This is a genomic window from Halopseudomonas nanhaiensis (assembly GCF_020025155.1).
Classification (GTDB): Bacteria; Pseudomonadota; Gammaproteobacteria; order Pseudomonadales; family Pseudomonadaceae; genus Halopseudomonas; species Halopseudomonas nanhaiensis.
The window spans coordinates 830,490-851,429 of the sequence record NZ_CP073751.1; the positions used below are offsets into that span (position 1 = coordinate 830,490).

Consider the following 20,940-nt stretch of genomic DNA (forward strand, 5'->3'; position numbering starts at 1 on the left):
CGCCTTTTGACGGCGTGCTTGCGCTTCAGTGTCGAGCGCATCGCCGAACGGACAAGAGGCAATCCAGTGGCATTAACGATTCTCGGACTTTCAGGCGCTTTGAGTCACGACCCATCTGCGGCGCTTTACATCGACGGCAAGCTGATCGCTGCGGTGGAAGAGGAGCGCTTCGTGCGCGACAAGCATGCGAAGAACCGTATGCCGTATGAATCCGCGAAGTTCTGCCTGGAACAGGCCGGCATCACGCCTGCCGATGTCGATATCGTCACCATCCCGTTCGCGCCTATCAGTATTTTCGGCAAGGCTCGCTGGCACTATGCAAAGCGTTATTGGTATGCGCCGGACCGTTCGCTTGACGCGATCTTCGCTGGCAACCGTCGCTTCAATCGTTATCGCCGAAAGATCCTCTGGTGTCTCGAGCAACTCGGCTTCGATGCGAAGAAGGTTCGTCTCGAGCCGGTGGAACACCATCTGGCACACGCATCGAGCGCTTACCATTGTTCGGGTATCAAGGAAAAAACCGCCATCCTCGGGATCGATGGAAAAGGGGAATATGCCACCACCTTCTTCGGCTGGGGCGAGAACGGCAAGATCCACAAGATCAAGGAGTTCTACGATCCTGATTCGCTCGGCGGTCTCTACGGTGCAATCACCGAATACCTGGGCTTCGAGATGCTCGACGGCGAGTTCAAGGTCATGGGCATGGCGCCTTACGGCGACGCCGCAAGATATGATTTCTCGCGGCTGGCCAAGTTCGAAAATGGCGAGCTGGTGATCAACACCGACTACGCCAACGTTATTGGCTTTCGCCGCTACAAGGAAAAGGGCAAGGGTTACTACTTCTCGCCGAAACTCATCGAGTGGCTCGGGCCGAAGCGTGAAGGGGATATTGCCGACGATCCCTACATACACTACGCCGCCAGCATTCAGGCGCTGTTCGAGAAACTGGCGCTGGAGATGATCGATTACTATCTCGGCGATATCCTCCGCGAAACCGGGCGGATCGCCTTCGCCGGAGGCTGTGCGCTGAATGTTAAGCTGAATCAGCGCATTATCGCCCGGCCTGACGTAAAGGAATTGTTTGTCCAACCGGCCTCGGGCGACGCCGGTACTGCGGTCGGCGCCGCGGCATATATTTCCGAGCAGAACGGTGTGCCGGTGGAAAAGATGGAACACGTCTATCTCGGGCCGAGCTACTCGAACGAAGACGTCATCGCAGCCTGTGGTCGCCACCCGAGCAAGCCGCAGTGGGAGCAGTTGTCTGACGTGCCCGGTCACATCGCGCAGATGCTGGCAGATGGCAACCCGGTTGCCTGGTTCCAGGGTCGCATGGAGTTCGGGCCGCGCGCGCTCGGCGGTCGTTCGATCATCGGCAATCCGAGCTCATCTGGCGTGGCCAATCGCATCAATGAGCAGATCAAGTTCCGCGAGCGCTGGCGCCCGTTCTGCCCCTCCATGCTCGACACCGTCGCGCCCCAGATGCTCAGCGTCGATCACCCGTCGCCGTTCATGACGTTCACGTTCGAAGTGAACGACGAATGGAAGGCGCGAGTGCCTGAAGTTGTACATGAAGACGGTACAGCGCGCGCGCAGGTGCTAAAGCGTGAATACAATCCGCGTTACTACGACCTGATGAAGGAGCTAGAGAGGATCACTGGCAACGGCGTCGTACTGAACACGTCGCTCAATCGACGCGGCGAGCCGATGGTGTGCTCCCCGACGGATGCCTTGAACATGTTCTTTGGATCAGACTTGCAGTATCTGATCATGGAAGATGTGCTGGTACATAAAGGTGGTAGTCAATGAATAGTGTCGCGCGCCAACGCGTTCTGCAGATATGTCATAGCTACTATGGACCGTTTCTAGACTGTGCTAGGCAATATGCCGCTCTTTTCAACGACACCCAGTATGATGTGACGACCGTATTTCTAACCGGGCGGGCAGATCAGGCCGTAGTGACCGGCTGTGCTTCGGATGAGGTCATTTTTTTAGAACAGTCTGCACGCGAAGTGCGTGGCCTCAAGCTTCAAGCGATCAGGCGCGTCCGCGAGATTGTTGAAGCTGGAAGGTATTCCTTATGCATCGCACATCGCGCGAAGCCCATCTATGTGGCGTGCGTCGCAACGAGGCTTCCCGTGATCGGCGTCCATCACGCGTTTGGTGTGTACAACCGTATCGGCAGGCGACTTTTTGCTCGCTTCTTTCGCGAGCGTCTGATGTTGTTCGCAGTTTCTGACGCGGTACGTAAGGACATAAAAAGCAAACTACCAGGCTGGCCGGAAGAAAAACTCCGCACGTTCTGGAATCGCATCGATGTCCGAGAGGTTCAGGACTCCCAGGTTGACCGATCCGCCGCCAGACAGCGCCTGGGCCTCCGTGAGAAAGCCTGGGTCGTGGCTAATGTCGGGCGCCTTCACGCCGACAAAGACCAAGCTACTCTCTTGAAAGGCTTCGCTAAGGCACTGTCCTCCCTACCTAGCGAGGCAACTTTGGTGATCATAGGATCTGGCAAGCTTGACGAGCAACTGGCAGCGTTGGCCGACTCGCTTGGCATCGCCGAGCGAGTTGAGTTTCTAGGGCAGATTCCTGAGGCCCGAAAATTTTTCCGTGCATTCGATGTTTTCGCCCTGACTTCCGATCACGAGCCATTTGGGATGGTTTTGCTAGAGGCGATGGCCGCTGGCAATGCTTTGATATGCACGGATTGCGGTGGCGCGCCGGAGGTTGTTGGTGAATGCGGCGAAACATTTCCTTATGCGGACGCAGCTGCTTTGAGCGACCTCCTGATTCAGGTGAGCAGGCAAGATGACCATAAGCGAATTGAGCTGCAGATGCAGATGCAATCTAATCTAATCACGCTCTTCTCAGACCAGGCGGCTCGGGATCGGTTCTGGAAGCTGCCGGGCTTATGCGTTGTCACCTCTGGGAAGCAGGGCAAGGCTTGAAGTGAGGACGGGAAATTGCTCGATAGAAACATTGAAGTGATGCAACAGCACCCGTTGGATGGCTCGCGAATCTTGGTGCTGCCTTTAGTCGCTTTGGGTGATCTCACGATTTTCTTACATCTTGCCTGGCGGCTGTCTGCAAGCGGTGCCCAATTGACCATCTCGAGCGATGCGCTCTTCCCGGCGCGGGGCTACTTTCCGTGGTTGAATGTGCTTCCACATCTTGATGTACCGATAAGCCAGCTTGCTGCGCAGTACGATTTGGTGATAGCGAGTTATGAACGATTCTACCTACATGGGAACTGGTCTCACGGCTGTAAGGGTCTAAAGAACGTAGCGCTTGTTACCGCAAAAAAAATCTCGCGCTCGTCCGGGTTGCTGGAGCGTAAATTACTTGTCAACGATAATTCTTTCGAGGGCGCAACCTGTGCATTCTGTAAGAATACGAAGGCCGGATTGAGCATGGTCAAGTGGGTCGACCATTATGTTGAAGAAGTTTTCAAGATTGATAAATTCCCTATCCAACCCATATTGAGCGGCGTGCCCGAAGGTCCCAGGGGAGGTAACTTCGTTTTGATATTCCCCACGACTCCCGAGCCAAGGAAAAACTTTTGGCTTCTAGGTTTCCGGATGATAGCTCGGTCTTTATCTCGGCGAGGATGGAGAGTCGAATTCGCATGCATGTCGAGCGAGCAAGCAAGACTGAGGACTGCATTACCTGGCTTTCCAGTGAAAACCTCTGCGAACCTCAAAGAATTGATCGAGTACGTTGGTGCGGCTGAGTGGGTTATTAGTAATGATTCGGGGGGCGGACATTTGGCTTCGTTAATGAATAAGTCAACCATAACCATTACTCGGCGTAGCGACGACTTTGTATGGAGGCCGGGTTTTAACGTTAACAACACGGTCATACACCCTTACATTAAATTCAAGGTGCTGGGGCGTTACATATGGCGCCCCTTCGTTCCGGTGTGGCAAGCTCTCAAAGTAATCGGTTTTCCCGTTTCACGTGGTTCTGCTCTATGAAAGCTGGTCCCGCTGATGTGCGTACAAAACCGATCAAAGTTCTCCAACTGCAGCCAGATTTCAATGTCAAGACTCACGCATTTGCCGATTTGGCAGAGCAAATCGTAATTGGGCTTCAGCCGCGGCGGTTTACCGTGGTGTCAGCGTATTTGAGGGGGAAGCCCGAAGCGGGTGATCCAGTTAGCAGGGCGTCTAGGTCTGTATATTTTGAATTTTCGGATCGAGAACTTAAGGGTGCTAGATTAAAAGCTCTGTGGACTCTGTTCAAGTTCTGCCGTGCGGAACAATTCGATGTTATAGTCTGCAACAGATTCAAGCCTATAAGTATGATGCTCATACTGTCCCGTTGGCTGCCGAAAGCTGGGTATATCGGAATAATCCACGGTTTTGGTGATTTCGATCGAAAATATCGCCTTGGGCAAGTCCGTAGACTGGGTAGTACCAGCTGGTGTTTTGTAGGGGTTTCGGAAGCGGTCCGTTTACACTTGTTGGGGTACAAGTCAGGGTTCACGGAAAGCAATACGATCACCATCACAAATGCGATCGATACTCTTTCAGCTACGAAGCTACAGTTATCTCGCGCCGCCGCCCGTCAGGAGCTTGGCCTTCCCGATGACGTGCTTTTGATCGGTGCAATTGGACGCTTGGTACCAGTAAAAGCCCACACTTTGCTTGTCGAAGCTCTTGCGGCTCTCAAGCCGCGATATCCAGCGTTGCACTTAGTAATTATAGGCGAAGGGCGAGAAAGAGATACATTGGAAGCTTTGGCTGACGATTTGCAGGTTTCCCGCTCTCTACACTTGCCTGGTTTTGTCCCTGACGCCCTGCGGTACGCTAAAGCGTTTGATGTTTTTGCCATGCCCTCGTTATCCGAAGGGTTGGGGCTTGCCTTGCTAGAAGCAATGAGCGCCAGACTGCCCCTTGTGGCGAGCCAAGTGCCCGCTATGCACCCGTTACTTATTGGCGCCGGAGGCAAAGCTGTGGCGGTCGGAAATCTAGAGTCGTTGATCAGTGCATTGGAAGACTATCTACGTTTAAACGAGACGGAGCGAGAAAGGGCGGGAGAGGCTGCTTTTAATTATCTAAATCGAAATCACTCGGTAGAAAAATATCGAGCAGCCTACCGTGATCTCATCGAAAAAATGGCTGATCAGAGCGCTATTGATGAATAATAGATGGCTCCGAGCATTGTGTTCTAGTATGTGGGGTCTTCGGTTTTTCTTCCCGGTTAGAAATTATTTTACGTCAGTATTGCTGTTGTTTTTGGCTGCTTTTTTATTTTTCCCAACTGCTAAGTCTGTAAATAACTTTTACTATGTGTTTCTCGGCTTTCCCGCTTTTTGTTTGCTGTTGTGCGGAAAGGGTTTGCTAAGAAGGTATACGGTCGCCTTGCTGTTATGGCTTTGTTGTCTATCTTTCATGGCAGTCTTGGCGATTGCAGATGCGAGCTTCGGTTATTTTAAGCATCACTTGTACATATTTTTGTTTTGTTCGCTTATTGTTCTGTGGGTTGATCCTGATAAATTTGATGGAGAGCTCTTCGCGTTCGCTGCGTTCTGGTCGCTCGTCATCTTTATAGTTGGTAGCGCCGTATTTTATTGGGCGACAGACAGGTTTTTGCCTGGTTCTAGGCTGGTGGTATTACCTGGTAATCTTTCAGGCCCTATTCTAACGAGCATGATTTTGGTTGGCCTGTATGCCCTGGCTATTCCAGGTCGGCTAATCGGTCGCCGTTGGTCATTTATAGTGAGCGGAGCCTTTGCTGTCATATTCTGCGTGGGGTATATTCTTCAAAGTCGCTCCGGGCTCCTAGGCTTTTTTGCGACTGCTGTCATAATGTTTATGTGGTTGCTGCTGAAGTCGTCTGGTTGGACAAGAATGCTCTTGGTATTTGGCGCACTGATCTGTGTTGTCGTACTGTTTTTGGGGGCGAGTCATCTTCCTTTCGCGTCAGGTTTGATAGAGCGCTCTGATGCTGGCCGAATTGAACTATGGCTGGCCTATTTGAATCAGCTTTACATGTGTGGAATATGGCTAGGTTGCGGTGACGGTAATGACGTTGCCGTTACGATCGAGAATGGGAGCGTTCTAATTCAGCACCCTCACAACCTTTTTCTCGCTATTGCTGTTCATTCTGGAGTTCCTGCTGTGCTGCTGTTCGTTGGAGCGTTGTCTGAAACGCTTCGGCAGGCATGGCTGCAGCGCAATCCATGGGGCGGTTATCTTGGAGTGGCTATTTTGATGCTGATGTTCGATGGCAACAAGCTCATAGATAATCCGAGCGAAATCTGGTTATTGGTATTCTTTCCAGCGATGATGATTCTCGCTAGAGAACAGCACATTAGTGAATAGCAATCGGCTGACCCCTCCGGTGCATGGGTTGCTCTTTAGCTATTTTCCTGGACTAGGAAGCTTTTTTAAAAAGGCGCCGGCTCGCCTAGCAATCCAGGCGAAAGCGTTGCGAAGGATCTCAAGCAACATCCATATGACATAGCCGGCTGTCACCGTCATTAGGGAATTTTTTCAACGCTGGGAACTCGTAATAGAAGCATGCTTCATCTAACGAGTGATCATGCACCCTATGAGGTTTCGATGATCTTCAAGAGATGTTCCATGCGTGTCGATTCAACAAGCGTACTGACATGACGAGCTCCAACGAATTGAGGGTCCTGCAGTTCTGCTACGGCTACGAAGGTCCGTATCTGGACTCGGCCCGCCAGTACGCGAGTCTGTTCGCAGGCACGCCGTACAAAGTCACCACGGTGTTTCTCACCGGACGCTCGAATGCTGCGGTAGCGGCGGCCTGCCATTGCGACGAAGTTTTGTTCATGGAGTGTTCCCGGCGCGCGGTCCGCGGCTTCAAGCTAAAGGCGATTCGAGATTTTCGCAAGATCGCGGCGACCCGCGATTTTCGTCTGTGCATCACCCACAGGACCAAGCCAGGCTACATCGCGTGCATGGCTACCGACTTGCCGATCCTTTCCGTACATCATACCTATGGCGACTTCCGGCGTCTCAGCAGGCAGGTCTACTCCCGCGCCTTCCGCCACAGGCTGCATCTGCTCGCTGTGTCCAATTCCGTGAAGGAGGATATCCAGACATCCCTCCCGGCCTGGCCTAAAGAGCGGTTGCACACGCTCTTCAATCGGATCGACGTCGCCGCAATCAAGCGGTCACTCTATCCGCGAGAGGAAGCCCGGGAGCGACTCGGTATCGCAGGTGATGCATGGATCGTTGGACATGTCGGGCGCCTGCACCCCGACAAGGACCAGGCGACACTGCTCCGAGGCTTTGCTGCAGCCAAACCGAACCTTCCGTTGAATAGCGTGCTGGTCATCTGCGGTACGGGCCGTCTGGAGCATGATTTGAAAAGCCTCGCTGCCCAGTTGGGAATTGCTGATCAGGTCGTATTTACCGGACAGATTCACGATGCCCGACGCTTGTTCAAGGCTTTTGACGTATTCGTATTGAGCTCGAGTCGAGAGCCGTTCGGAACAGTACTGATCGAAGCGATGGCAGCCGGCGTGCCTCTGATTTCCAGCGACGGTGGCGGAGCGCCGGAGGTAGTCGGCGAGCATGGGCAGCAGTTCACCGCCAAGGATGCGCTGTCTCTTGCGGCTTGCCTGGTAACAGCTTCCGAATATTCTGATGCGCAGATCGAAGCGCTGCGCAGCGAAATGGAGAATCGCTTGCAGCAGCAATTCTCCGATGACGCCGCGCGCAACCGTTTTTGGTCGCTGCCGGCTTTGCTGGGTGTCGAGTGATCAGTTCCGGATGATGTCCTGGCACACGGATACACGCACGGCGTCTGAGAGTTTCTCCAGGTCTTCTGAATAGCGCATCAAATGCTCGTAGTTGCGACGACGCATTCCCACGGGAAGCGGGCGGTTCAGGCAGCGCATATCAGAAATATCTATGAGCCCCAAGCGTCCTTCCGGGGTGATCACGATATTTCCGAAGTGAAGTGACCGGAAATAGACGCCCCCTTGGTGAAGTTGCTCTATGAACGTGCCCAAGCCGCTCAGTAGTTCGTGCTGTTGGTTTTCTTCTGCAGCGTCGAGCAGGTTGCGCAAAGTTGATCCCAGCAAAGGTCGATAATGCACAACCGATCGATACGGGGACTCCAAACGGTAGACGGCGATGACCTTCGGGCACGGAATGTTCCGCCTCGCCAGTTCGCGGGCGTTGGCCGCGAATCGTTTGGCTGGCGGGAAGAAAGCGGTTTTAGAAAGCCAGGATTTGCGTCTGAACAGCTTGAGATAGGTCCCATCCTCCAGCAGAAGTACCTTCTCGCCGTAGTAATCCTCTTCGATGACCTGTGCGCCGTGGCGCATGCCGTCGAAGGTTTCCTGGGTCAGCAGCCTCATCTTACTCATCCGGAAAAAGATGCAAGTCTAACAGTTTGTTTTCGCTGCGACAGATGTTGGCATCGAAGCTACGAATTTCTGCGGATACCCTTGTGATAGACTTCGTTGTCCACGATCAAAGCGATGTTTACATGACCGATTCGACCAGGAATCCCGGAAATGAAAGCTTTCTCCGCTCATCCGCGCGCATCTATCTGCGCCTGCTGGGCTTCGTAAAGCCGTACTGGTTTGCCTTCGCGCTGAGCATCCTGGGTTTTCTCATCTTCGCATCGAGTCAGCCGGCACTGGCCTGGATGCTGCAATATTTCGTCGACGGTCTGAACGAGGGCGGTGGTGCGCAGTTTCTCGGAGTACCGTTGATCTGGGGCTTTCCGCTCTTCATCATCCTGATCGCCGTATACCAGGGCATTGGTTCCTACCTCGGGAATTATTTCATCGCCGAGGTTTCGCTGGGTGTTGTTCACGATCTGCGAACGCGCCTGTTCAACAATCTGCTGACCCTGCCCAACCGCTACTTCGATCAGCACAACTCGGGACATCTCGTTTCCCGGATCACCTACAACACCACCATGGTAACTGGCGCGGCAACCGACGCTATCAAGGTGATCTTCCGTGAGGGGCTGACGGTCGTCTTCCTGTTCGCCTATCTGCTGTGGATGAACTGGAAGCTTACCCTGGTGTTGATTGCCATCCTTCCGTTCATTGGTGTGATGGTAACCAGTGCCAGCAAGAAGTTTCGCAAACAGAGCAAGAAGATTCAGATGGCCATGGGTGACGTAACCCATGTCACCTCGGAGACCATCACCGGCTACCGCGTCGTGCGCAGTTTTGGCGGAGAGGAATACGAAACCGAGCGCTTCCATACGGCCAGCGAAGCCAATCGCAAACGCGGGCTGAAGATGACGCGCACCAGTGCGATCTTCACCCCCAGCTTGCAGCTTGTGACCTACAGCGCCATGGCCGCGGTGATGTTTCTTGTATTGCTGCTCCGCGGTGATGCGACACCTGGCGAACTGGTGGCCTATATCACCGCCGCTGGCCTGCTGCCCAAACCTGTTCGGCAGCTGTCCGAGGTGAGTGCCAATATCCAGAAGGGTATCGCCGCGGCAGAAAATATCTTCGAACAGCTGGATGAGGAGCAGGAGACCGACACCGGCACCGTCGAGCGTGAGCGGCTCGAGGGGCGCGTGGAGATGCGCAACCTTGGGTTCACCTACCCGGGGACCAGCAAGCGCGTGTTGAACGGGATCGACGTCACCATCGAACCCGGGCAGATGGTCGCGCTGGTTGGACGATCCGGTAGTGGCAAATCCACGCTCGCCAACCTGCTGCCGCGCTTCTACGAGCACACCGAGGGGCAGATCATCGTGGATGGTGTCGAAGTGGCCAACTACCGCTTGCGCAACCTGCGCCGGCATATCGCGCTGGTGACCCAGCATGTCACGCTGTTCAACGATAGCGTGGCGGCCAACATCGCCTACGGGGATCTCGCCGATGCTCCGCGTGAGGACATCGTTGCCGCGGCCGAGGCCGCAAACGCCAGACAGTTCATTGAAGCGCTCCCTGAAGGCTTCGATACCATGGTGGGCGAGAACGGCGTCCTGCTCTCCGGTGGCCAGCGCCAACGCCTGGCGATCGCCCGTGCCTTGCTCAAGGATGCGCCGATTCTGATTCTGGATGAAGCGACATCGGCGCTCGATACCGAGTCCGAGCGCCATATCCAGACCGCCCTTGATCGGGTGATGCAGGGTCGCACCACGCTGGTGATTGCGCACAGGCTGTCTACCATCGAGAAGGCTGATCTGATTCTGGTAATGGATGAAGGTCGAATCGTCGAGCGCGGCACCCACGCGCAGTTGCTCGAACAGAACGGTTACTACGCACGTTTGCACAATATGCAATTTCAGGACGAGGCGCCTGGCGCCCAAGCATGAACCGGTCCCCGACGGACCGCATCACAGGTACAGACTGATTATGAAATTGACCATGCCCCGCTTCGACTCCGCTCCGGTTCTCGTGGTGGGTGATGTCATGCTCGATCGCTACTGGCATGGCCCGACCCATCGCATTTCGCCGGAAGCGCCGGTCCCCGTGGTGAAGGTGGACCAGATCGAGGATCGTCCCGGCGGTGCCGGCAACGTCGCGCTGAACATTTCCGCGCTGGGCGCGCCGGCCTGGCTGGTAGGCGTTACGGGTGACGACGAGGCGGCGCTGAGCCTCAAGCAGCGGCTGAACGCGGCGGGCGTTTTCTGCGATTTCCAGGCGCACACAGACCGTCCGACCATCACCAAATTGCGGGTCATGAGCCGGCATCAGCAGCTGATCCGGCTCGACTTCGAAGAACGCTTCGACACGGACGCCGACGCCATTCTTGCATCGGTCCGGGGGCTGCTCGACAAGGTCAAGGTGATGGTTCTTTCCGACTACGGCAAGGGCGCGCTGGTCAATCATCAGTCGTTGATCGCTGCCGCTCGCGAAATGAACGTACCGGTACTGGCTGATCCAAAGGGCAAGGATTTTTCCATCTATCGCGGCGCCACGCTGATCACGCCCAATCTCTCGGAGTTCGAGGCGGTCGTCGGGGAGTGCGCCAGCGAGCAGGAACTGGTCGACAAGGGCATGGCGCTGATCGAGGAACTCCAACTCGAGGCCTTGCTGGTCACACGCAGCGAACAGGGCATGACGCTGCTCGCCCGGGGCCAGACACCGCTGCATCTTCCCGCCCGAGCCCGTGAAGTGTTTGACGTGACCGGCGCCGGCGACACGGTGATTTCGACGCTGGCGGCCGCGCTGGCCGCGGACGAGCCGCTGGCCAATGCGGTGGGGCTGTCGAATCTCGCGGCCGGTATCGTCATCGGGAAGTTGGGTACGGCTGCCATCAGTGCTCCGGAGCTTCGCCGGGCGGTGCAGCGTGAACAGGGCAGCGAGCGAGGGGTTCTGGGCGCCGAACAATTGCTGGTCGCTATCGAGGATGCCAGGGCGCATGGCGAGCGCATCGTGTTCACCAACGGCTGCTTCGACATCATCCATGCCGGTCACGTCGGATATCTGGAAGAGGCTCGCAGTCAGGGCGACCGGCTCATCGTGGCGGTCAACGACGACGCATCGGTGAGCCGGCTCAAGGGCCCGGGACGCCCGATCAACAGCGTCGACCGGCGCATGGCGGTGCTCGCCGGGCTGGGAGCGGTCGACTGGGTTGTGTCCTTCGCTGATGACACCCCTGAGGCATTGCTCGAGCTGATCCGGCCGGACGTGCTGGTCAAGGGGGGTGACTACACGGTAGAGCAGGTGGTCGGCGCGCCGATCGTGCAGAGCTATGGTGGGACCGTCAAGGTGCTCAACTTCGTCGAAAGCTGCTCGACCACGGCGATCGTCGAGCGCATTCGGGAAAAGTCCGATCGCTAGCGGGAGGCCATCGATCGAGGCTGCTAGAACGTGGCCAGGCCGTGCGGCCAATGGGTCCGCTGGGAATCGATGATCCAGCCATCTTGCGGTGCCAGCGCCTCGCTCAGTGCCATGCCGGACGGGTCGTGCTCCACCAGCCGGCCCTTCTCCAGTGTGAACAGCCGGCTGGTCTCGAGCGGCTCGAGTCGCTCGACCAGAAACAGCTCGGGGGCGTCGTAGTCCATGCTGGCGGTAAGCTGGCCGTCGGCATCGAGCTTTTCGTCGGCGTGCAGCGCGGTCAGTTGCCTGACCGATTCGGGTAATTCGATCCGCAGGTGGTAAACCAGTTGCAGCGAGTTGGTCGGCAGGTGGACGTAAGCCCGCGGCCGCTCCTGCAGCTGCAGATCCCCGCAGTACACCGGTCGGGTGTGACCGCGTGCCGGCGACAGAGTGAAATGTCGATTGCTGTCCACCGGCAATTCGTTGGCGTAGGGGGTGGGGAGCCAGGTGTTCTGGTACTGGCCCTGGAGCCAACCGTACTGCTCCTCCATCAGCAACTCTTCGGCTATCTCGGTCATGGCGGTGAGCAGCGGAACGCGCAATTCATGCGCCGGCACATACCCTGAGAGCAACTTCAGTACCCGATCATCGCGGTCCGGCCTGTCCTGTCTGACCATCAGATGAAATTCGCGGTCGTCCCAGGTCAGGCACAAATCGGCCGACACGCCGAGATTGGCGACCGTGATGGCGAAGCGTTGGGGATCATCCACGCTGACAGGGTTACGTAACGCCAGCATGTCGGAAAAATTCATCGGGCTTCCAACGGGGGTGTAGCGAAGACATTCCGGTGTGGCTTCCACGCGTATTGCCTGGGTCTTGAAAACGACAGGATTGCTGCGTGCGATGATCCGTGGCATGTCTTGCTCCGATATCAGGTACCCAATACGGCCAGAACGGCCGCTACGTTGTTGGTCAGATGTTGACGGTTGATGGTGCCGACAATCGCGCTGGCAACCGCAGGGTGTTCCAATACGAGCCTGAGCCCCTCCTGTACCGGGTCCGCGCCGTCTTCGCACAGGTGGCCGCTGGCCAGTGCCTTCTTGATCAGGATCCCTTTGTGGTGCGCGAGAGCGAAGTCTAGCACCGGTCGCTCAGCCTGCTCGCGCAAGTTGTAAGTGACCATTGCGCAGTCGCTGCGCTGAAGGGCGGCGATGCCACCTTCGACGGTCTTGCCGGACAATCCGAACGCGCGGATCAGGCCCTCGCGCTTGAGTTGCTCAAGCATGTCGAAGGCGCCCTGATCCAGGGCGGCCAGATCATTTCCGTCGGAATGGAGCAGTACCAGGTCGAGGTAGTCGGTCTGCAATCGTCGCAACGAGCGTTCCACGGAAAGCCGTGTGTGGGCCGCCGAGAAGTCGAACCGCGACGCACCATCGTCGAATTCTTCACCGACCTTGCTGCAGAGTATCCAGTGATGGCGCTGGCCGGCCAGCAGCGGTCCAAGCCGACTTTCGCTGGTCCCGTACGCCGGAGCCGTGTCGATCAGGTTGATCCCCAGTTCGCGCGCAAGGGCGATGAGCTCGCGAGCGTCCTGATCGCTGGGAAGCTGGAACGCCTGGGGGTACTTCACGCCCTGGTTGCGCCCTAGCTTGACTGTTCCCAGGCCCAGCGGGGACACCTGCATGCCGGTGCTGCCCAGCGAGCGGTAGTGATTATGCAGACCCTCCATCAGAAGGCCACGTCCCATACCGGAGCAGCCAGCTTCGGGGTAGGCAGGTCGCTGACCGGCTGTGCGATTTCCGGGGCGATTCCCTGCTTTCTCAATTCGCCAAGCGTCTGATCGGCCAGATCCGGCGCCAGCGCCAGCTTGGTCGGCCAGCTGACAAGGACATTGTGGACTGCCTGCAGGTACGCTGTATCCGGGCGGACCAGCCCGCTCTGGGCGGGCTCGGCGCGGTTGACCGGCAGCGTCGTCCATTGACATTCATCCAGATGAACCCAGGGCAGCAGTTCCTTGAGCTCTGCACGAGCCCGGTCGATCAACGCGTCGGGGGTCATGTTGACCCCCAGTTCGGCGAGTTCACCTCCGAGGTACCAGCACCATTGGCCATCGGCACACGGGTGCGTAGTCACCGTGATGCGCGGCTTGGGACTACTGCCCAGGCAGTGGGCGTACAATGCTGGCAGATCGCGACCCTTGACCAGAACCATCTGTAGCGGGCGTCTTTGCATCGCCGGCTGCTCCACGCCCCAGCTTTGCAACAGACCCTCATTGCCCTCGCCGGCAGTAAGTACGTAGCGCCTGGCGACTACGGTGGTATCACCCATGCGGATGCCGGCGACGCTGCCGTCGCCGTGTCGCATAACCTGCGCCGAGCTGGATACCGCCAGGCTCTCGCCGGACAGTTCGGCCAGGCGGCGGATCACGTCGGGTACGTCGAGTACCAGTTCGGCAAGACGATACACCTTGCCGCGGAACGCCGGGTTGGCGAATACCGCAGGGAGCTCGGCGCCCTTCACCTGATCCACACGTCCGCGCAACGCCTTGCTGGCGAAGAAGCCGGCGAGGTTGCTGATGAGATTCCCCGGTGACCACAGGTAGTGATGCTCGGAAAGCAACCGTACGCCGCTGAGATCGACCTCGCCCTTGCCCTGCAGGCAGTCACGCCAGCGCTGGGGCATGCCGGCAATGGCCTCGGCGGCGGTGGTCAGCTTGCCGTGCAGCGCATACTTGGTGCCGCCGTGAATGATGCCCTGGGACTTGCTGCTCTGCCCTCCGCCCAGGGCTCCCCGCTCGATCAGAAGCGTGCTGAAGCCTTCGCTGCGCAGGCGCGCGTTGAGCCAGAGGCCGGCGATGCCGCCGCCGAGGATGCAGATGTCGGTTTCCAGGCAGTTGCTCATGAGGTCGGGATTCGCCACCTTGTGTGAAAGGGCTCCTAGTATAGCCACTGCCGGCCGTACGGGTCACATCTGGTACTCTATCGCCCTTGCACAGTCCGCATCTGCTACAGGTAAGCCGCTCGATGCCCCGTTTCCTCTACACGCTGATTTTCACCCTGCTGCTGCCGGCGATACTGCTGCGGCTGATTTACCGTGCCTGGCGCGCGCCGGCCTATGCGCGGCGTTGGGGAGAGCGCTTCGCCATGGGCGGTGACCTGCGTCCGGGCGGGATCTGGGTACATGCGGTATCGGTTGGCGAGGCGATAGCCGCCGCACCAATGATTCGTCAACTGCACGTGCGTCACCCGAATCTGCCCATCACCGTGACGTGCATGACGCCGACCGGCTCCGAACAGATTCGCAGGATGTTCGGCGACTCGGTCGGGCACGCGTATCTGCCCTATGACTTGCCCTGGCTGCAGCGACGCATGATTCGCAGGCTGTCGCCCCGCCTGTGCATCATCATGGAGACCGAACTCTGGCCGAACCTGATTGCTGAATGTCGCCGCGCATCCGTCCCTGTCATGCTTGCCAATGGGCGACTGTCGGAGCGCTCGGCCCGCGGCTATCGTCGGGTCGGAGCGCTGGTACGACCGATGTTCGCCGCGCTCGACTGGGCTGCGGTGCAGAGTTCGACAGAGGCCGGGCGCTTTCTTGAGCTCGGCTTGCAGCAAGTCCGGCTCACGGTGACTGGCAGCATCAAGTTCGACATCACACCTGATGCGGCCACGCAGGCGGAGGCGCACAGCTGGCGGGCCAATTGGGGGGACCGGCCAGTGTGGATCGCAGCAAGCACCCATGCCGGGGAGGATCAACCGGTCCTCGAAGCTCACCGGGTCGTGCTGCAGCGCTATCCGCACGCGCTGCTGATACTTGTTCCGCGGCACCCCGAGCGGTTCGATGGGGTCGCCAGAATGGTGGCCGAACACGGACTCCAGGCGGTGCGCAGGACGTCCGGCGCGCCGGTACAGCCATCGGATCAGGTGCTGCTTGGCGACACAATGGGCGAGATGATGCTGTTCTTCGGCTGTGCGGATGTCGCCTTTGTCGGTGGATCGCTCGTACCCACCGGCGGCCACAATTATCTCGAGCCCGCCGCTCTGGGCTTGCCCGTGCTGTCCGGCCCGCACCAGTTCAATTTTGCCGAGGTGAGCGATTTGCTTGGAAAGGCTGGTGCGATGCGCGTTGTTCGTGACGCGAATCAGCTGGCAATCGAGGTGGTCCGCTACTTTTCGGATCCGCAGGCAGCACAGCAAGATGGGGAGGCCGGGCGGGCGGCAGTGCAACGTAATCAGGGGGCGTTGGAGGCATTGCTGGGCGGCATCGCAGCGCTGCTGCGCTAGCCCGCTCGCCCCGCGACGGACGCTATCCGTCGCGGGAGGCCGGTTCCCTCAGAACCGATTGAGCAGGGGACCGTCCTGTTCCGGAATCGCTTCCTCGCGATCCATCGACATCTGATCCACCTCGTCTTCGGAGAAGGGCGGGATGAAGTGGCGGTCCGGGTCGTAGTTCGGATTGAGCCAACGAGACAGGTCCTTCAGGTCCTCGGGGCTCAGGGTGCCGGCGGACTGCTTCAGACTCAGATTGTCGATGATGTAGTTGTAGCGCGTGTTGTTGTAGTCGCGAACCGTGCGAAACAGATTGCGCTGTGCCTCCAGCACGTCCACCACGTTGCGCGTCCCGACTTCGTAGCCGGTCTGCGTGGCATCCAGCGCTGCATTGGCGGAAATGATCGCCTGACGGCGGGCTTCGACTTCCTCAACGCTGGAGGTGACAGTGCGGTAGAGATTACGCGTACTCTCCACTACGCGGCGCAGCTGCGCCTCACTCGCGAATTCGGCCTGGGACAGGCGATAGCTCGATTCCCGGACCCGCGAGGTGGTCGCGCCGCCGGTGAACAGCGGCAGCGTCAGCTCCACGCCAATGCTGGTGCGCTCGACATCATTGCCACTTGCGCCACCACCGCCTACTCCGCCCACCGCAGCACCGGCGCCCGCTCCGGTGCTGGCCCCGCCGAAGCTGGCCTGATGATTGAGTACGGCGTTGACCCTGGGTGCATAGCCGGCGCGGCTGCTGCGCAAGGTTTCCGATGCGCTGTCGATCGCCAGGCGAGCAGCCTGTAGCGACAGATTCTGCACGGCGGCGGTGTCTACCCAGTCCTGCAGGCTCGCGGGTGTCGGCGGCAGGACCGGCAGCTCATGGCGAATACCCATGAGGTCATCGTAATCGCGGTTGGTCAGACGGGTGAGCGCCTGATAGCTGACCGCCAGGTTGGTCTGCGCCGTCAGACGCGCAGCGCGTGACGTATCGAACCCGGCGAGCGCTTCGAGCACGTCGGTCCGGGCCGAGAGGCCGACTTCGAAGCGCTCGCGTGCCTGTTCGAGTTGACGTTCGAAGGCTTCTTCCTCAGCGCGCGCCGTGGCCAAGGTGTCGGTCGCCAGCAGAACGTTGAAATAGGCCTGGGCTACCTCGAGAATCAGCGCCTGTTGGGTCGCCGAGAACTCCAGTCGCGCCTGCTCGCTGACTGCCTTGGCAGCCTGATAGTTGAACCAGCTCGATGCATCGAACAGCGGCTGAACCAGGCTGGCCTGATAGTAGTGGGTGGAGTAGGTGTCGCTGCCCACGCCGTCGATGTCGATTCGCTCCCGGGCTGCGCCCGCACCCAGGCCGATTTCCGGCAACAGGGCGGAGCGCGCCTGCGGTAAAGCTTCCTGCAAAGCCTGCGATTCCGCCTGCGCTGCCGCCAGATCCGCGCTGTTGGCCAGGGCTTCCTGGTAGACGGTCATCAGATCGGTTTTGGCCATGGCATGGCCAGAAGAAAGCCCGGCGAGCACGATTGCAACATAGAGGGGGCGCAACATGCAGGTATCCTTCGCATGGTAGATAATCCGCCAAGGCTAATGAGGCGGTGCGCAGCGGTCAAGCAACCTGTGGGGCGTGGGCGGAACAAAGTGTTCCGGGGCAACTGGTAGGCGTTCCAGGGGGGTGCTAAGCTCTGCGTTCATCTTGACGGGGTGCCCGGTTTTCCTGGGCTGAGATAATACCCGTTGAACCTGAACCGGTTAGCACCGGCGTAGGAATCGAGATGAGCATCTTCCGCGTCCTTCCGGCGCCCGAGCTCCGTTTCGGTTCCCTGCGCAACCCACGCAGTGGAGCACAACAATGAACAGCCGTTTGCCTGATACAGCCATCGCCACCTCCGGTGCCGATAGCGCCGCCACCCAGCCTCTGCCCAATTCGAAGAAGATCTACGTTACCGGCTCGCGGCCGGATATCCGCGTACCCATGCGCGAGATCAGCCTGGCCGACACGCCGACCGAGTTCGGTGGTGAAACGAACCCGCCGGTCGTGGTCTACGACACGTCCGGCCCCTACACCGACCCGGCTGCATCCATTGACCTGCGAGCAGGGCTGGCCGACATCCGCAGCGCCTGGATCGACGAGCGAGGCGATACGGAAATCCTCTCCGGTCTGAGTTCCGAGTTCGGGCGCTCGCGTCTGGCCGATGGGAGTCTGGATCACATGCGCTTCGCCCATGTCCGCACGCCGCGTCGGGCCAAGGCCGGGCACAACGTCAGTCAGATGCACTATGCGCGCAAGGGCATCATCACGCCCGAGATGGAGTTCGTTGCCATCCGCGAGAACATGAAGCTCGAGCGGGCCCGCGAAGCTGGGCTGCTTGACCAGCAACACCCGGGCCACAGCTTCGGTGCAAGCATCCCCCGGCAGATCACGCCCGAGTTCGTCCGCGAGGAAATCGCGCGTGGCCGCGCCATCATCCCGGCGAACATCAATCACCCCGAGCTTGAGCCGATGATCATCGGCCGAAACTTTCTGGTGAAGATCAACGGCAACATCGGCAACTCGGCGCTCGGCTCCTCGATCGAAGAGGAGGTCGAGAAGATGACCTGGGGCATCCGCTGGGGCTCTGATACGGTGATGGATCTGTCCACCGGCAAGAACATTCACGAAACGCGGGAATGGATCATCCGCAACTCGCCGGTGCCGATCGGTACTGTGCCGATCTACCAGGCACTGGAAAAGGTCGACGGTGTGGCCGAGGACCTGACCTGGGAGATTTTCCGCGACACGCTTATCGAACAGGCCGAGCAGGGCGTCGACTATTTCACCATCCATGCCGGCGTGCTGCTGCGCTACGTGCCGATGACCGCAAAGCGCGTGACCGGAATCGTCTCGCGGGGCGGATCGATCATGGCCAAATGGTGCCTGGCCCACCACAAGGAGAACTTTCTCTATACGCATTTCGACGACATCTGCGAAATCATGAAAGCCTATGACGTCAGCTTCTCGCTGGGTGACGGCCTGCGCCCGGGATCCATCGCCGATGCCAATGACGAGGCGCAGTTCGGCGAGCTGGAAACCCTTGGCGAGCTGACCAAGCTGGCCTGGAAACACGACGTTCAGGTCATGATCGAGGGCCCGGGTCATGTGCCCATGCAGCTGATCAAGGAAAACATGGACAAGCAGCTCGAGTGCTGCGACGAAGCGCCGTTCTATACCCTCGGACCGCTGACCACGGACATTGCTCCAGGCTACGATCACATCACTTCAGGCATCGGTGCGGCCATGATCGGCTGGTTCGGCTGCGCCATGCTGTGTTACGTCACGCCCAAGGAGCACCTTGGCCTGCCCAACCGTGACGACGTCAAGACCGGCATCATCACGTACAAGATCGCTGCGCACGCCGCCGATCTGGCCAAGGGGCACCCGGGTGCCCAGATTCGCGACAATGCGCTGTCGAAGGCCCGATTCGAGTTCCGCTGGCAGGACCAGTTCAACCTGGGTCTCGATCCGGACACGGCGCGGGCCTTTCACGACGAAACCTTGCCGAAGGAGTCGGCCAAGGTGGCACATTTCTGTTCCATGTGTGGTCCCAAGTTCTGCTCCATGAAAATCACCCAGGAAGTGCGTGACTACGCCGCGACCCAGCGGATTGACACGCTGGACGTGGCGGCCGAGGAGGGCATGAAAGCGAAGTCGCAGGAGTTCCGTTCGGCAGGGTCGCAGCTCTACCAGAAGGTCTGACGGGTTGCCGAGCGTGCCGAAGGTGTGCGAGTTTAGAGTCAAAGACCGGCTCCGGGATGAGCGGCCTGTCGCGGATGACTCCGACGCAGGTCGCGCCGGAGCCAGACCATTCGGAGGCAGCTCATATTGAAGACGTTCAACCGCAGCGATGTCGAGATTGTCAGCCGCGAGTCCGGGTTCAGCGGATTCTATCGGCTGGACATTCTCAGGTTGCGTCACCGCCTGTTCGACGGCTCGTGGGGGCCCGAACTGCAAAGAGAATTGTTCGTACGGCACGATGCGGTCTGCGTACTGCCCTATGATCCCTGGGAAGACAGCGTTGTGCTGATCGAACAGGTGCGGATCGGGGCGCTGGAGAAGAGCGAACGGCCGTGGATGATCGAGCTGGTCGCCGGCCTGATCGACAAGGATGAATCCCCCGAAACCGTAGCGCACCGTGAAGCAGCGGAAGAAGCCGGCCTGGAGCTGATTTCGCTCGCGCCGATCACGCGTTACTTTCCTTCGCCGGGCGGTAGCGACGAACTGGTCTACCTGTACTACGGCATTGTCGACAGCCGTGGTGCCGGTGGTATCCATGGTCTGGCCGAGGAAGGCGAGGACATTCGTGTCAGCGTCTGGTCGCGTGAAGAGGCGCTGGCAGCTGTCGAGCAGGGGCTGATCGACAATGCGGCGACCATCATCGCGCTGCAGTGGCTTGGCCTGCATGCCCAGCGTATCCGTAGCGAAGCAGGGGGCCGACCATGATCGCCGCGCGCAAACCGCGGTACCGCGTCGACCTGGTGACGTTGCAGGCCATCTGCGAAACCAACTACTTCAGACTGCAGCGGCTGATGCCGGGCATGGCTGTGCAGGATGAGCTGTGCATTCGCGTTGACAGTGGTGACGGCGTTCCACAGAAACTGACACTTCGGATTCTTGAACGCTGTCGATACACCTCCACGCTGCAGCTGATACACGAGCGCCGTCATGACTGGCTGGCGCCACCGAGCATGGAGGTGCGCCTGTACCATGACGCCCATATGGCCGAAGTGGTGGCAGCCTACAATCGGCGTCGTTTCCGCGGGGTGTATCCCTATCCCAACGAGCAGATGCTGCAGCCGGACGAGAAGTACCAGCTCAACAGCTTCCTTGGCGAGTGGCTTGGCTACTGCCAGCGCTATGGGCAAAGCGATCAACCGGTCATACTCAATCCCTGAGCCTGCGGCGGCGGGGTCTGTGTGAACCAGTCACTG

At 58.7% G+C, this 20,940-nt stretch carries 17 protein-coding genes and 1 riboswitch; of the genes, 12 read left to right on the forward strand and 5 right to left on the reverse strand.

The genetic code is table 11. The features are described from left to right. Positions 1 to 66 precede the first annotated feature (66 nt). The 6 genes from KEM63_RS03720 to KEM63_RS03745 all read left to right on the forward strand — a co-directional run bounded on the left by KEM63_RS03720 (position 67) and on the right by KEM63_RS03745 (position 7,735). Positions 67 to 1,806 carry a carbamoyltransferase family protein gene (locus KEM63_RS03720; protein WP_223654859.1) on the forward strand — a complete coding sequence of 580 codons (1,740 nt, stop codon included), beginning with the start codon at positions 67 to 69 and terminating at the stop codon, positions 1,804 to 1,806. Further along, positions 1,803 to 2,945, forward strand: a complete 1,143-nt coding sequence (locus tag KEM63_RS03725) for a glycosyltransferase (protein ID WP_223654860.1) — start codon at positions 1,803 to 1,805, stop codon at positions 2,943 to 2,945. Before KEM63_RS03720 ends, KEM63_RS03725 begins: the two co-directional genes overlap by 4 nt. A gap of 15 nt (positions 2,946 to 2,960) precedes the next feature. Then, on the forward strand, positions 2,961 to 3,971 hold the full coding sequence (locus KEM63_RS03730) for a glycosyltransferase family 9 protein (RefSeq protein WP_223654861.1): 1,011 nt from the start codon (positions 2,961 to 2,963) through the stop codon (positions 3,969 to 3,971). Beyond that, positions 3,968 to 5,143, forward strand: coding sequence for a glycosyltransferase (locus KEM63_RS03735; protein ID WP_223654862.1), 1,176 nt, complete (start codon positions 3,968 to 3,970; stop codon positions 5,141 to 5,143). The genes KEM63_RS03730 and KEM63_RS03735 overlap by 4 nt, the downstream gene beginning before the upstream one ends. Further along, on the forward strand, positions 5,136 to 6,323 hold the full coding sequence (locus KEM63_RS03740; RefSeq protein WP_223654863.1) for an O-antigen ligase family protein: 1,188 nt from the start codon (positions 5,136 to 5,138) through the stop codon (positions 6,321 to 6,323). The genes KEM63_RS03735 and KEM63_RS03740 overlap by 8 nt, the downstream gene beginning before the upstream one ends. A gap of 290 nt (positions 6,324 to 6,613) precedes the next feature. After that, a complete protein-coding gene (locus tag KEM63_RS03745) occupies positions 6,614 to 7,735 on the forward strand; it encodes a glycosyltransferase (RefSeq protein ID WP_223654864.1) in 1,122 nt (373 codons plus the stop codon). Here KEM63_RS03745 and KEM63_RS03750 read toward each other — a convergent pair whose 3' ends face one another. Beyond that, a complete protein-coding gene (locus KEM63_RS03750; protein ID WP_223654865.1) occupies positions 7,736 to 8,338 on the reverse strand; it encodes a phosphotransferase in 603 nt (200 codons plus the stop codon). 131 nt (positions 8,339 to 8,469) lie between these two features. Between KEM63_RS03750 and msbA the strand changes: the two genes are divergently transcribed. Together msbA and hldE are read left to right on the forward strand one after the other, a co-directional pair. Then, positions 8,470 to 10,272, forward strand: a complete 1,803-nt coding sequence (msbA, locus tag KEM63_RS03755; protein WP_223654866.1) for a lipid A export permease/ATP-binding protein MsbA — start codon at positions 8,470 to 8,472, stop codon at positions 10,270 to 10,272. Between the two features lie 40 nt (positions 10,273 to 10,312). Further along, positions 10,313 to 11,743 carry a bifunctional D-glycero-beta-D-manno-heptose-7-phosphate kinase/D-glycero-beta-D-manno-heptose 1-phosphate adenylyltransferase HldE gene (hldE, locus tag KEM63_RS03760; protein WP_223654867.1) on the forward strand — a complete coding sequence of 477 codons (1,431 nt, stop codon included), beginning with the start codon at positions 10,313 to 10,315 and terminating at the stop codon, positions 11,741 to 11,743. Positions 11,744 to 11,766: 23 nt separating this feature from the next. Here the strand turns inward: hldE and KEM63_RS03765 are convergent, their stop codons facing one another. Genes KEM63_RS03765 through KEM63_RS03775 form a run of 3 tightly spaced genes read right to left on the reverse strand, consistent with a single transcriptional unit; the run spans position 11,767 to position 14,623 of the window. After that, positions 11,767 to 12,639, reverse strand: a complete 873-nt coding sequence (locus KEM63_RS03765; protein ID WP_223654868.1) for a metal ABC transporter ATPase — start codon at positions 12,637 to 12,639, stop codon at positions 11,767 to 11,769. Between the two features lie 14 nt (positions 12,640 to 12,653). Continuing rightward, positions 12,654 to 13,451 (reverse strand): aldo/keto reductase, encoded by a 798-nt coding sequence (locus KEM63_RS03770; RefSeq protein ID WP_423747849.1) that lies wholly within the window; start codon positions 13,449 to 13,451, stop codon positions 12,654 to 12,656. Further along, positions 13,451 to 14,623 carry an FAD-dependent oxidoreductase gene (locus KEM63_RS03775; protein WP_223654870.1) on the reverse strand — a complete coding sequence of 391 codons (1,173 nt, stop codon included), beginning with the start codon at positions 14,621 to 14,623 and terminating at the stop codon, positions 13,451 to 13,453. The genes KEM63_RS03770 and KEM63_RS03775 overlap by 1 nt, the downstream gene beginning before the upstream one ends. A 122-nt stretch (positions 14,624 to 14,745) precedes the next feature. On the opposite strand from KEM63_RS03775, the gene waaA reads away from it, so the two are divergent. Beyond that, on the forward strand, positions 14,746 to 16,005 hold the full coding sequence (gene waaA, locus KEM63_RS03780) for a lipid IV(A) 3-deoxy-D-manno-octulosonic acid transferase (RefSeq protein WP_223654871.1): 1,260 nt from the start codon (positions 14,746 to 14,748) through the stop codon (positions 16,003 to 16,005). A 48-nt stretch (positions 16,006 to 16,053) separates the two neighbouring features. On the opposite strand, the gene KEM63_RS03785 is transcribed toward waaA, so the two are convergent. After that, positions 16,054 to 17,523: a TolC family outer membrane protein gene (locus KEM63_RS03785; RefSeq protein ID WP_223654872.1), complete on the reverse strand. Its 1,470-nt coding sequence runs from the start codon at positions 17,521 to 17,523 to the stop codon at positions 16,054 to 16,056. Positions 17,524 to 17,662: 139 nt separating this feature from the next. Continuing rightward, positions 17,663 to 17,759, forward strand: a riboswitch (TPP riboswitch). A 65-nt stretch (positions 17,760 to 17,824) separates the two neighbouring features. Between KEM63_RS03785 and thiC the strand changes: the two genes are divergently transcribed. The 3 genes from thiC (at position 17,825) to KEM63_RS03800 (ending at position 20,904) form a co-directional block, all read left to right on the forward strand. Further along, complete coding sequence (thiC, locus tag KEM63_RS03790; protein ID WP_223654873.1) at positions 17,825 to 19,708, forward strand: phosphomethylpyrimidine synthase ThiC; 1,884 nt, start codon at positions 17,825 to 17,827, stop codon at positions 19,706 to 19,708. Positions 19,709 to 19,834: 126 nt separating this feature from the next. Next, positions 19,835 to 20,452: an NUDIX domain-containing protein gene (locus KEM63_RS03795; protein WP_423747828.1), complete on the forward strand. Its 618-nt coding sequence runs from the start codon at positions 19,835 to 19,837 to the stop codon at positions 20,450 to 20,452. After that, on the forward strand, positions 20,449 to 20,904 hold the full coding sequence (locus KEM63_RS03800) for a DUF1249 domain-containing protein (RefSeq protein WP_423747829.1): 456 nt from the start codon (positions 20,449 to 20,451) through the stop codon (positions 20,902 to 20,904). The genes KEM63_RS03795 and KEM63_RS03800 overlap by 4 nt, the downstream gene beginning before the upstream one ends. Positions 20,905 to 20,940 lie beyond the last annotated feature (36 nt).

Excerpts from the sequence above, each read along its gene's own strand:
- KEM63_RS03725 (WP_223654860.1), top strand. The coding sequence starts at position 1,803 with ATGAATAGTGTCGCGCGCCAACGCGTTCTGCAGATATGTCATAGCTAC.
- KEM63_RS03735 (WP_223654862.1), top strand. The coding sequence starts at position 3,968 with ATGAAAGCTGGTCCCGCTGATGTGCGTACAAAACCGATCAAAGTTCTC.
- KEM63_RS03740 (WP_223654863.1), top strand. The coding sequence starts at position 5,136 with ATGAATAATAGATGGCTCCGAGCATTGTGTTCTAGTATGTGGGGTCTT.
- KEM63_RS03745 (WP_223654864.1), top strand. The coding sequence starts at position 6,614 with ATGACGAGCTCCAACGAATTGAGGGTCCTGCAGTTCTGCTACGGCTAC.
- KEM63_RS03750 (WP_223654865.1), bottom strand. The coding sequence starts at position 8,338 with ATGAGGCTGCTGACCCAGGAAACCTTCGACGGCATGCGCCACGGCGCA.
- msbA (WP_223654866.1), top strand. The coding sequence starts at position 8,470 with ATGACCGATTCGACCAGGAATCCCGGAAATGAAAGCTTTCTCCGCTCA.
- hldE (WP_223654867.1), top strand. The coding sequence starts at position 10,313 with ATGAAATTGACCATGCCCCGCTTCGACTCCGCTCCGGTTCTCGTGGTG.
- KEM63_RS03765 (WP_223654868.1), bottom strand. The coding sequence starts at position 12,639 with ATGCCACGGATCATCGCACGCAGCAATCCTGTCGTTTTCAAGACCCAG.
- KEM63_RS03770 (WP_423747849.1), bottom strand. The coding sequence starts at position 13,451 with ATGGAGGGTCTGCATAATCACTACCGCTCGCTGGGCAGCACCGGCATG.
- KEM63_RS03775 (WP_223654870.1), bottom strand. The coding sequence starts at position 14,623 with ATGAGCAACTGCCTGGAAACCGACATCTGCATCCTCGGCGGCGGCATC.
- waaA (WP_223654871.1), top strand. The coding sequence starts at position 14,746 with ATGCCCCGTTTCCTCTACACGCTGATTTTCACCCTGCTGCTGCCGGCG.
- KEM63_RS03785 (WP_223654872.1), bottom strand. The coding sequence starts at position 17,523 with ATGTTGCGCCCCCTCTATGTTGCAATCGTGCTCGCCGGGCTTTCTTCT.
- thiC (WP_223654873.1), top strand. The coding sequence starts at position 17,825 with ATGAACAGCCGTTTGCCTGATACAGCCATCGCCACCTCCGGTGCCGAT.
- KEM63_RS03800 (WP_423747829.1), top strand. The coding sequence starts at position 20,449 with ATGATCGCCGCGCGCAAACCGCGGTACCGCGTCGACCTGGTGACGTTG.